Origin of the sequence: Burkholderia sp. BDU5, from assembly GCF_001522845.1 — a bacterium.
GTDB lineage: Bacteria > Pseudomonadota > Gammaproteobacteria > Burkholderiales > Burkholderiaceae > Burkholderia > Burkholderia mayonis.
Window position 1 is genome coordinate 1 of sequence record NZ_LOWC01000078.1, and the last position, 11049, is coordinate 11049.

Genomic DNA, 11049 nt, shown 5'->3' on the forward strand with positions numbered 1-11049 from the left:
ACGGTGCTGTTGGTCGTGGACAGGCCCGTGGACAACGAGTTGACGCCGCTCTGCGCGGTGCTGATGCCGGACGACGTGGAGGTCGACAGCGAGGTCAGCGAGCTGTTGGTGGTGCTGAGGCCGCTGGAAAGCGAAGCGACGTTGCTGTTGGTGGTCGAGAGGCCGGTGGACAACGAACCGATGCCGGTCGAAGTCGACGTGGACAGCGACGTGACAGTGCTGTTGGTCGTGGACAGGCCCGTGGACAACGAGTTGACGCCTGTCGACGCCGACGTCGACAGGCTCGCGATGCTGCTCGCCGTCGTGCTCATGCCAGTGCTCAACTGGGAGACCGTCACTGCGTCCTGCGGTGCGGAGCCATCGGCGACGTTCGTGATGCGGCGAAGGGCGGTCGAGCTGCCGACCGACACTTCGGACAGCGGCGCCGCACTGCCCGTCAGGTAGCCGGTGCCGGTGGGCGCAGCCGTGCCGGTCACGCTGCCGGCGCCGATTGCGACGCTGTTCGCGTACGCAGCCGAGCTGTTGTTGCCGATCGCGACCGAGCCGGTGCCGGCCGCCGTCGCGCCGGCGCCCGCCGCGACCGAGTTGCTGCCCGTCGCGACCGCCTGCGTGCCGAGCGCCGAGGCTGCCGAGCCGCTCGCAAGCGCGCCGTTGCCGAGCGCCGATGCATTGGTGTTCGTGGCCGACGCCAGATTGCCGATCGCGAGCGCCGGATTCGACGTCGTGTTGGTCGCGAGCGCGCCGTTACCGATCGCGATGCCGTTGATCGTCGAAACCGTCGAGCTCGTGCCCATCGCGATGCCGCCCGTCGCCGCCGCCGTCGTGTTCGCGAATCGGCCGATCGCAATCGAGTTGTTTCCGAGTGCCGCCGAGCCACCCGTGCCGCTGCTGTTGCCGCCGCCGATCGCGATGGCGCTCGTGCCGGACGCCGTCGCGTCGTTGCCGACCGCGGTCGCGCCGGTGTTGAGCGCCTTCGAGCCCGAGCCGATGCCGATCGCGCTGCTGCCGCTCGCGGTCGACGCCTGGCCGAATGCCTGCGAGTAATTGCCCGACGCTGTCGCATTCGCGCCGATCGCGATCGCGGTCGAGCCCGATGCGGTGGTCGTGCTGCCAGCGCCCCCGCCGATCGCGATCGACTGGGTGCCTGTCGCGCAGACTGCCCCGCTGCAACTGAACGTCGACGATCCGCCCACTGCGTATTGCGCCTGCGCGACGTCGATGCTGCCGCCGGTAAGCAGTGCGGCGGCGACGACCGCTTTCGCGACGGCCGACTTGTTCGGCTTGCCGCGGGCAGACGAGATTTCCGAAGCGGCGACCCACGCGCCAAGGGCTTCATTCCAGATTGAGCGGTACGAGCGGTTCATACGAAAAAGGCCTCCGGGGACTGGCGCAACACGGCAGAGTTATTTGTCTGACCAGGGAGTCCGTGCTCGCGCTTTTAAATTTGGTGTGCGGAGTCTATTTGATTGATGTTTTTTTTAACTTAAAAGAATTGCAAAATAAGAATGCATAATGTTTAAAAAGAGTTTGATGAGGATGTTATGAGGTTGGTTAATTTATGTTAATTAGAAACGTAATACGAATGAATGGGTGAAAATTTGACGGGCGCTGGTAGCGCGCCGTGTGGCAAGGGGAGGGCGGAATTGGTGGCTTGGATGAAGTTGCCCGGGCAAGCATAAAGAGACGCTGATTCATCGGAAAACGTTTGCGCGTATATTTGCCTTTCTGTTTGTAATGAATCTGTCGATTGATATCCTGCTTGTTTGTTTTGCGATTGATTAACTGATTAATAAAATTTTTATTTCGATGAAATGCATTTGGTTTTAATCAGGCTTTGTGTCCGGAAAGTCGATGGCGCATGTCTCTTCGCCAATGCGCCGGATCGTGCGGTGCCGCGCCCGGCGGACGCCGGTGGTTTATCAGGCGACACGCGATCAATTGCTCGCGTCATGTGCAAAATGTGGAACAAATTTGGAGAGACTTCCAAATCTCTTTCGCGCATTTACGCATTGCTGGTGGATGGCAGGGAATCGTTACCGGTCAGGAACGCTTTGTCATACGCTTTCAAATGTCTATCAGGTTGACGGATTGGCGATCCGCGCGCTGGGAATGCGGCCGAATCCTTCCAGACGCGCACGAAAATGTGCCCGACGTTGCACGACGGCGCAGACGTGCAGAGTCAGAGCGGCTGGCACGAAAGGTATTTTTTGCTGATCCAGGGTTGGGGGGCGCCTCTTTTTTAGCTAGGCGTCAGGCGGCCGTAATGCAGTGCTTTGCGACCATCGTCAACTGCGGCGTGCGACGGGCGCTCATACGGAAGTTCGATCATGCGCTGCGGCATGCGCGCGGTGTATCTCGAAGCAGTCGTAAAGGGATGGCGCATTGCATCGGACGGCGGCGGGCGGTTCGCCGCTGGCATCGTCGCGCGCTTGCCCGTCTTGATGCGGCGAGTCGCGACGACGCCCTGCGCCGAGGCGGACCGTCACTTCTTGATGAAGCGCAGCGCGAACCGCGCGAGCCGCGGCACGATCGTCGGTCGCAGCAGCCGTTTGTCGTAGCCGGCCATTCGACGATCGTTCTCGGAAAGGCAAAGCTCGATCAGATCGCGCGGATCGAGCGCATCGCCGACCGTCGCCGCGGTGTTGGCCGGAAAGTTCGCGTCGCGCGCGACGCCGTCGGTGTCGATCCCGCGCGCGATGCCGATTCGTTCCCAGATCAGAAACGCCCACACCGCCGCGACGCGCGCGAAGAACCACGGCCGTCGCCACCACGGCAGGTTGCGCCGGTACCAGGCGAACCAGTTCACGAAGAACAGGATGTGGCGGCCTTCTTCCTGGATCACCGGCTCGAACGTCTCGACGAGTTCCTCCGGAAAATAGCCGGAGCGCTGCGCGGAGCGGAACAGACCGAACGCGAAGAAGCTGTCGATGCATTCGCTGAAGCCCGTGACCATCCATGCCCATTCGGCGTCGCTCGGCGCCGGATAGGCGGGCTCCGGCGCGAGCCGGATTCCGTATGCGCCCACGAGCTTCGACAGCACGACCTTGTGGCGCGCCTCCTCGGCGGCGTCCATGTCGAGCGCTTCGCGCAGCAGCGGGTCGCGCACCGTCGATGCGAACGTTGCTACGCGGATCGATGCGCGACTTTCAGTCTGCACGGCGATGTCCCAGATGGGCAGCGACGTCAGGCGCCGAAGCGCTTCGGATTCGAGGGGAGGCCAGTCGATGACGGCCGGCTTGTATGGGTTGTGGGTGTCGAGCAGCATTCGGCAGAACATCTGCTTGTGCGTGTCGGAACCGATTTGCACTGGGCCGCGACTCTCATGGACCCAGTTGCGCATAGCGTGATCCGCCGCTTGCTCTCGTCGCAGCGTGTCAGACATGGCTTGATTGGTGTCGTGATGTCAGGAGCTGCCGATTTTCACATAGCTCGATGAATCACGTATTTTGGCGGCCGATGCCGGAAGCGCCGCTGGCGTGGGGCGGAGGCGACGGAAGCGCCGGCCGATGCCGGCGGCGCGCTCAACAGTGAGCGTCGACCCAGATGCGTCCCCAGCGGAACGCATACGCGAGCGCGTGCTCTTCGTCGAAAAAGAAATCGATTGCGTCGAACGAGTAGGCGTGGGCGGGCGCCGGGCCGGCCTTCTCGATCGTGAGGTTCGCGGCGAACAGGCCGTTCGGCAAGCGCGCCGCCGCGGGCGCGACCTCGTAGCCCTTGTAGCGGATCGAATGGTTCATGGCTATCGCGAAGAGATGGAACGAGCGTGCAGCGTAAGCAATCGACGCGTGCGCGTGAACCAATCTTTATGCGTAAGCAAATCATCCGGCGCACGCGAATGGTCATGACCGCGCATGTCGAGGCGATATGCGCGGCGGCGAGGGCCGTTGCGCGTCGCCGGACGCGTCAACGATCGACGTGGCGTCCGTCGATGCCGGGTGATGCGATGGCCGCGCGCTGCGACGAAGAGACGCGCCAGTCGAGCGAAGGGCGGCCGTCGTTCGCCGATCGGGCGGCTTGAAATGGGGGAGCGCGAGTGAATGATCTCGGTGATCGCGGGCAGGGCGACGGGGCGCCGATCGGAGCGAAGCGCGCGCCGCGCGTGTGCGTTCAGCTTGCCGCGACTTCCAGCACCGATGCGGGCGCGCCGCCGTTTGCGACGCGAGTCGCCGCGCGGTGCGACGCGAACGCGAGCGCAAACTCGGCGGCCTGCGCGCCGACAGTCTCGAGTTGCGCCGCGACCTTCGTGTCGGAACAACTGTCGATCGTTTCGAAGCGCGTTTCGAGCGTGTTGACCGCGGCGCCGAACGGTGTCGGCCAGCCGCGCAGCGCGTGGACGATCGCGCGCAGCGACGTCAGCACGGTGCCCGCTGCTTGCCAGCCGTATGCGGTGACGATGCAGCCGACCGCGCGTCCGTCGAGATAGGGCCGCTCGTCGGCGCGCAGCTCCTCGAGCGTGTCGAGCGCGTTTTTCACGAGGCCGGACACGCCGCCGTGGTAGCCGGGCGTTGCGATGATGATCGCGTCGGCCGCGCGCACCGCGTCGATCAGCTCGCGCTGCGCATCGGTGAGCGCGCGCCGCTCGGGTGCGTAGTGCGGCAGCGTATGCAGGAACGGGCCGTCGAACAAGCGCGTGCGGGCGCCCGCGGCTTGCGCGCCGCGCAGCGCGAAGCCGAGCGCGCGCTCGGTCGACGAAGCCGCGCGGGTCGTGCCGCCGATGCCGACGATGAACGGCCGGCGATGTTGATCGAATGCGGTCAAAGTGCGCTCCTTGAGGATGCGGAGCCTGATTTCAGCAGGCGGAAAGTTGCATGGTAGCGATCCAATCGGCGTCCGGGAAACGACTTTTCGTTCTATCGATATGCCCGGCGGACGGTTGAACGGCGTCGCGCGCGGCGCAATTGGATAGCAGAAATGCTTGGTTGGGATGCGGTGGGCGGGTCGATATGATCGCTTCCGTCTCCTCCATGAGAACTTCTCTGACATGGGTTGGCCCCGCCGGTTGGAATGTCGGCGGGGCTTTTTTTGTGGCTGCGCGAGCGCGCGGAATGAGCGGGGATCTCGGATTTCACGTGCTGGAACTCGACGGCTGGCTCGAATCGAAGCGTGCACACACGGTGGTCGATTTCGACAGACTCGACGATTTCGATCTGTATATCGCCAACGGCGAGATCATGGTGTCGTTCGACGTGCTGGAAACGCTGTTCAATCGCTACATCCTCGCGTATCCGGGGGCGCGTCTCGCCGACGTCAAAGTGAGCTACTACTCGTCGCGTCAGCTCAAGATCACCGGGCGCGCGAACTCCTTCGGCCTGCTGCCGCGGCCCAGCGTGCCGATCACGCCCGTGCCCGGCGCGACGGGCATCAAGCTCGAGTCGATCGTGCCGATTTACGCGAACGGCGTAAAACTCGACGGCAACCCCCTCTATGTCGACTATCAGGCGCTGTTTTCGCCGCCGAAAGTCGTCGGCAACGCGGTGGCCGCGCGAGTCGGCGCGCGCGGGCCGGGAGCGACGGCGCGGCGGCGTCGCGCGCTCGGTGCGCCGCACCATTGTTGCGGTGCGCCGAGCGTGTCGTATTTGCGCAAGCGTTTGTCGTAATTCGTCGGCTGCACGGGGTTTTTTCTAGCAACCATGTAGGCACGCTGTGACGGCGTATTTCCCCGCTACACGAGGAGACGTTGCAATGGATGCCCCGAAGGTCGTAGTCGAAGGTCTGTGCAAGGTGTTTGGAAGCAATCCGCGGCAAGCGCTGGACATGCTCGCCGCGGGCGCGACGAAGGACGACGTGTTCGCGCGCACGGGCCAGGTGGTCGGCGTGCACAACGTATCGTTCGACGTGCGGGAGGGCGAGATTTTCGTGCTGATGGGCCTGTCCGGCTCCGGCAAGTCGACGCTCATCCGGCTCGTCAACCGGCTCGTCGAGCCGAGCGCCGGCAAAGTGCTGATCGACGGGCGCGACGTCGCCGCGGTGCGCCGTTCCGAGCTGACCGCGCTGCGCCGCACGGACATGAGCATGGTGTTCCAGTCGTTCGCGCTGATGCCGCAGCGCTCGGTGCTGTCGAACGCCGCGTTCGGCCTCGAGGTCGGCGGCATGAGCCGCAAGGACCGCGAGCGGCGCGCGATGGGCGTGCTCGAGCAGGTCGGCCTCGCGCAGTTCGCGCACAAGCTGCCCGCCGAGCTGTCGGGCGGCATGCAGCAGCGCGTCGGCCTCGCGCGCGCGCTCGCCGTCAACCCGTCGCTGATGATCATGGACGAGGCGTTCTCCGCGCTCGATCCGCTGAAGCGCAAGGAAATGCAGAACGTGCTGCTGCAACTGCAGAAGGAGCAGCGCCGCACGATCATGTTCGTGTCGCACGATCTCGAAGAGGCGCTGCGCATCGGCAGCCGGATCGCGATCATGGAAGGCGGCCGGCTCGTGCAGGTCGGCACGCCGCAGGAGATCATCGCGAACCCCGCCGACGATTACGTGCGCGCGTTCTTCGAAGGCATCGACACGAGCCGCTATCTGACGGCGGGCGACCTGATGCTGACGGGCGCCGTGCCGCTCGTGTCGAAGCTCGACGCGACGAACGTCGCCGCGTCGCTGAACGGCAGCGCCGAGTACGCATTCGTGCTCGACGAGGCGCGCAAGATTCGCGGCTTCGTCACGCGCGACGCGCTGAACAGCGCGACGCCGAACGTCCGCCAGGTCGAGAGCATCCGGCGCGATGCGACGCTCGACCACGTCGTCGAGCGCGTCGTCGCGCATCCGCATGCGCTGCCCGTCGTCGACGACGACGGCTGTTATTGCGGCTCGGTCGATCGGGCCGTGCTTCTGAAAGCCATTACGCGTTCGCGAGGTTCCCATGTCTGAACTCATTCCGCTCGGTAGCTGGGTCGACCAGTCGGTTCACTATCTGCTCGACCACGATGCGAAGACGTTCGATGCGATCGGCCGCGCGATCGAAGGACTCGCCGCGCTCGTCGAGCACGGGCTGCAGGCCGTGCCGATGTGGGCGATGATGGCGCTCTTCATCGGCGTCGGGCTCTGGCGCGTCGGCTGGCGCTTCGCGATCTTCACCGCGCTTGCGCTGTTCCTGATCTTCGCGACGGGCTTCTGGGATCAGATGATCGTCACGCTCGGGCTCACGCTGTCGTCGACGATCGTGAGCCTCGTGCTCGGCATTCCGCTCGGCATCTGGGCCGCGAAGAGCAAGTGGGTCGCGGCGATCGTGCGTCCGGTCCTCGACCTGATGCAGACGATGCCCGCGTTCGTCTACCTGATTCCGGCCGCGATGCTGTTCGGCCTCGGCCGCGTGCCGGGCATCCTGTCGACGGTGATCTTCGCGATGCCGCCCGCGGTGCGCCTGACGAGCCTCGGCATCCGCCACGTGAACCGCGAGATCGTCGAAGCGGGCCAGGCGTTCGGCTGCACGCCGTGGCAGCTGCTCTACAAGGTGCAGTTTCCGAACGCGCTGCCGTCGATCATGCAGGGCGTGAACCAGACGATCATGATGGCGCTGTCGATGGTGATCATCGCGTCGATGGTCGGCGCGGGCGGCCTCGGCAACGACGTGCTCGCGAGCATCCAGCGTCTCGACATTGGCCTCGGCTTCGAAAGCGGCCTGTCGGTCGTGCTGCTCGCGATCATCCTCGACCGCATCACCGAAAGCTTCGGCCGCGCGCCGGGCGCCGTGAAAGCGCCGCTCTTCTCCGGCTTCAGGCAGTTGTTCGGTCCGCGCTCGCGCTCGTCGGTCGCGCAGGCCTGACGCTTTCCCTCTTCCTTCGTTTCGCCAATCGATCCATCGAGTCGTCTCCGGCGGGCGTTGCGCCGCCGGAGCGGCTTCGTGCCACCCGTTCGCCGGAGAACGATGTGACGTCCGCCGCCGCTGCCGCACCCGCCGCCTGCGCCGAGCCGGTTTCCCCGGTCGCGCATTTCGGGTTCCTGACGTTGCCGCATTTCTCGATGATCGCGTTCACGAGCGCGGTCGAGGTGCTGCGCATGGCGAACTACGTCGCGCGCGCCGAGCATTACCGCTGGTCGATCTTCTCGCTCGACGGCGCGCCCGTGCGCGCGAGCAACGGGATCGCGGTGCGGCCGACGCAGAGGCTCGACGTCGACGATCCGCCCGACGTGGTGATTGTCTGCGGCGGGATCCGGATTCGCGAGGCGGTCGACGCCCCGGTGCGCGACGCGCTCGCGGCGCTCGCCGCGCGCGACGTGCCGCTCGGTGGCATCTGCACGGGCGCATACGCGCTGATGGCGTGCGGCCTGCTCGACGGCTACCGGTGCGCGGTGCACTGGGAGAACCTGTCGGCGCTGCACGCGGAGTTTCCGCAAGTGCGCTTCGCCGACGAGCTGTTCGTCGTCGACCGCGACCGGCTGACCTGCACGGGCGGCACCGCGCCGCTCGACCTGATGCTGAACCTCGTCGGCGCGCGGCTCGGGCCGCCGCTCGCCGCGCAGGTATCCGAGCAGTTCATTCTCGAACGCATTCGCGGCGCGACCGATCCACAGCCGATTCCGGTCGACGCGCGCGTCGGCTTCTCGCGCGCGGAGCTGATCGAGGTCGTGCGGCTGATGGAGGCGAACATCGAAGAGCCGCTGTCGCTCGAGGAGCTCGCGCGGCTCGTGCGGCTGTCGCAGCGGCATCTGCAGCGCATGTTCAAGGTCTATCTGAACGTGTCGCCGACGCATTACTACCTGACGCTGCGCCTGAAACGCGCGCGCGATCTGCTGCGCACGACCGATGCGTCGATCGCGCGCGTGACGACGATCTGCGGCTTTCATTCGCCGTGCCATTTCAGCAAGGCGTACCGCGCGCAGTTCGGCCATGCGCCGAGCCACGAGCGGCGCGTGCCGGTGCGCTGAGCGCATCGAACGAAACGCGTGGCCGCCGGGATCGCGGCGCGCGTTCAAGCAACGAATCGATCCCATGTTGACGACATCTTTGTTGATGAGGAGAAGCACGATGAAGCGAAATCTGATCGCGGCGGCCTGCGGGCTCGCCATTGCGGCTGCGCCGCTCGCGAGCGCCTGGGCGGGCGATCCGTCGACCTGCAAGGCAGTGCGCTTCGCGGACGTCGGCTGGACCGACATCGCCGCGACGACGGGGCTCGCGTCCACGATGCTCGCCGGACTCGGCTACACGCCGACGAAGACGATCGCGTCGGTGCCGATCACGTTCGCCGGGATCAAGAGCAAGCAGATCGACGTGTTCCTCGGCTACTGGTCGCCGACGATGGATCCGATGATCGCGCCGTTCACGAAGGCGGGTACGATCAAGGTGCTGGCGGCGCCGAACCTGACGGGCGCGAAGTACACGCTCGCGGTGCCGGATTACGTGTACCAGGGCGGCCTGAAGTCGTTCGCCGACATCCAGAAGTTCGCGGACAAGCTGAACGGCAAGGTCTACGGGATCGAGCCCGGCAACGACGGCAACGCGCTCATCAAGAAGATGATCGACGGCAACCAGTTCGGCCTTGGCAAGTTCAAGCTCGTCGAGTCGAGCGAGGCGGGGATGCTGGTCGAGGTGAACCGCGCGATCCGCGACAAGCAGTGGATCGTGTTCCTCGGCTGGGAGCCGCATCCGATGAACGTGCAGATGAAGATCGATTACCTGAGCGGCGGCGACGACGTGTTCGGCCCGAACTACGGCGAAGCGAAGGTGCTGACCGCGACGCCGCCCGATTATGCGGCGCGCTGCCCGAACGTCGCGAAGTTCGTGTCGAACCTGCAGTTCACGACGTCGATCGAGAACCACGTGATGCTGCCGATCATGAACAAGGAAGATCCGAACAAGGCGGCGAGCGAGTGGCTGAAGGCGAATCCGCAGGCGCTCGACAAGTGGCTCGCCGGCGTGACGACGTTCGACGGCAAGCCGGGCCTGCCGGCCGTCAGGCATTATCTTGGCATTCAGTAAGCGCGGCAGGCGCTGCGCAGGCGTGCGGCCCGCGCGGCGCGCGCTCGTCGGCCGGGTTTTTCATCGAGCCGGCCGTCGAGCGGGCTGTCGTTCGTTTCGCCGGTCGATCCCTCCCGTCGGCGCCAATCGCGCGCCCGCTCCCTGTTCGCGGGGGGGAAAGCAGAAAACTGAACGTTTTTCTTGGATGCGCCCGCATGCGCCGGTATACGCGGTAACGGGGCGCTGCAAACCGATGCGTTGGGCGCCATTCCATTCATCTTCATCGCACGTGCGGTATGCGCGATATTTACGCATCGGCGCGGCAAGATGCGTCACGGGTGCTTCAGGCAGTTGTCCGGCGGGATTCTCGTTGCGATTCCGTAGCGGCGAACGGCGTGCATTCGACCCGGCGCGCGAGCGAGCTAGACCGGAATCGCGCCGCCGCGCAACCGGATCGCGACGCGCACGAGCCGGATCAGCGCGCCCGACAGCAGCGCGAGCGCGGGCGGCAGGTCGCGGCGGCGGATGTCGAGCAGCAGCACGATCCGCACTGCGTCGCTCTCGTTCCAGACCTCGTGCTCGAACGTGTCGTCCCATAGCAGGAACTGGCCGTCGTGGAGCCGGTAGTCACGGCCGTCGATCTTCAGGACGGCGGCGGGCGCGCCGTCCGCGCGTGTCGGCATCGACAGCACCAGATAGCCGCGCAGGATGCCGCGAAACGGACCGCGATGCGGCGGGATGTGCTTGCCCGGCGCGAGAAACGAAAACGATGCGGACAGCACGTCGGGCGACGCCGCGACAATCGACGCGAGCGTTGGGCAGCGCCCCAGGTTCTGCGGGAAGCGCACGCCGTATGCCTGCATGATGAACATCCGCCAGTCGCGCGCGTCGTTCGCGGAGATCGCCGCCTGCTCGCGCATGATTTCGTGGAAGCGCGGAATCCGGCTCAGGTCGCGCGCCGCCGCGAGCGCCTCGTCGCGGATCGCGTGCCACGCGGCCGTGAAGCGCGCGGCGTCCGGAAACAGCGCGGCCGTGTCCAGCACCGCGCCGCAGCGGAGCCGTCGATCGTAGAGGTCGCGCAGCTTGCGCGCGCTGAAATCGTAGATGGCAGCCATATCCTAGCGTTCGTCGAGCCGGCGCGTCGCGCGCGGCTCGTCCGGTCGTCCGGT

General features: G+C 65.6%; 8 protein-coding genes and 1 pseudogene. 4 read left to right on the forward strand and 5 right to left on the reverse strand.

Annotated elements, in window-relative coordinates:
• The 4 genes from WS69_RS13700 to WS69_RS13725 all read right to left on the reverse strand — a co-directional run.
• On the reverse strand, positions 1–1364 hold a 1364-nt coding region (locus WS69_RS13700; protein ID WP_269434744.1), incomplete at its 3' end, for a YadA family autotransporter adhesin.
• Between the two features lie 1118 nt (positions 1365–2482).
• Positions 2483–3382 (reverse strand): hypothetical protein, encoded by a 900-nt coding sequence (locus WS69_RS13710; RefSeq protein ID WP_059471302.1) that lies wholly within the window; start codon positions 3380–3382, stop codon positions 2483–2485.
• A 139-nt stretch (positions 3383–3521) separates the two neighbouring features.
• A complete protein-coding gene (locus WS69_RS13715; RefSeq protein ID WP_059471346.1) occupies positions 3522–3737 on the reverse strand; it encodes a hypothetical protein in 216 nt (71 codons plus the stop codon).
• A 370-nt stretch (positions 3738–4107) separates the two neighbouring features.
• Positions 4108–4758, reverse strand: a complete 651-nt coding sequence (locus WS69_RS13725; RefSeq protein WP_059471304.1) for an NADPH-dependent FMN reductase — start codon at positions 4756–4758, stop codon at positions 4108–4110.
• Between the two features lie 714 nt (positions 4759–5472).
• Here WS69_RS13725 and WS69_RS13735 point away from each other — a divergent pair.
• The 4 genes and pseudogenes from WS69_RS13735 to WS69_RS13750 form a co-directional block, all read left to right on the forward strand.
• A pseudogene (locus tag WS69_RS13735) lies at positions 5473–6852 on the forward strand (quaternary amine ABC transporter ATP-binding protein); the annotation flags it as partial.
• Positions 6845–7747 (forward strand): choline ABC transporter permease subunit, encoded by a 903-nt coding sequence (gene choW, locus WS69_RS13740; protein ID WP_059471307.1) that lies wholly within the window; start codon positions 6845–6847, stop codon positions 7745–7747. The pseudogene WS69_RS13735 and the gene choW, both read left to right, overlap by 8 nt.
• Before the next feature lie 104 nt (positions 7748–7851).
• Positions 7852–8850 (forward strand): GlxA family transcriptional regulator, encoded by a 999-nt coding sequence (locus WS69_RS13745; protein WP_059471308.1) that lies wholly within the window; start codon positions 7852–7854, stop codon positions 8848–8850.
• 100 nt (positions 8851–8950) lie between these two features.
• Positions 8951–9901, forward strand: coding sequence for a choline ABC transporter substrate-binding protein (locus WS69_RS13750; protein WP_059471309.1), 951 nt, complete (start codon positions 8951–8953; stop codon positions 9899–9901).
• 401 nt (positions 9902–10302) lie between these two features.
• Here the strand turns inward: WS69_RS13750 and WS69_RS13755 are convergent, their stop codons facing one another.
• Positions 10303–10995, reverse strand: a complete 693-nt coding sequence (locus WS69_RS13755) for an aspartyl/asparaginyl beta-hydroxylase domain-containing protein (protein WP_059471310.1) — start codon at positions 10993–10995, stop codon at positions 10303–10305.
• Positions 10996–11049 lie beyond the last annotated feature (54 nt).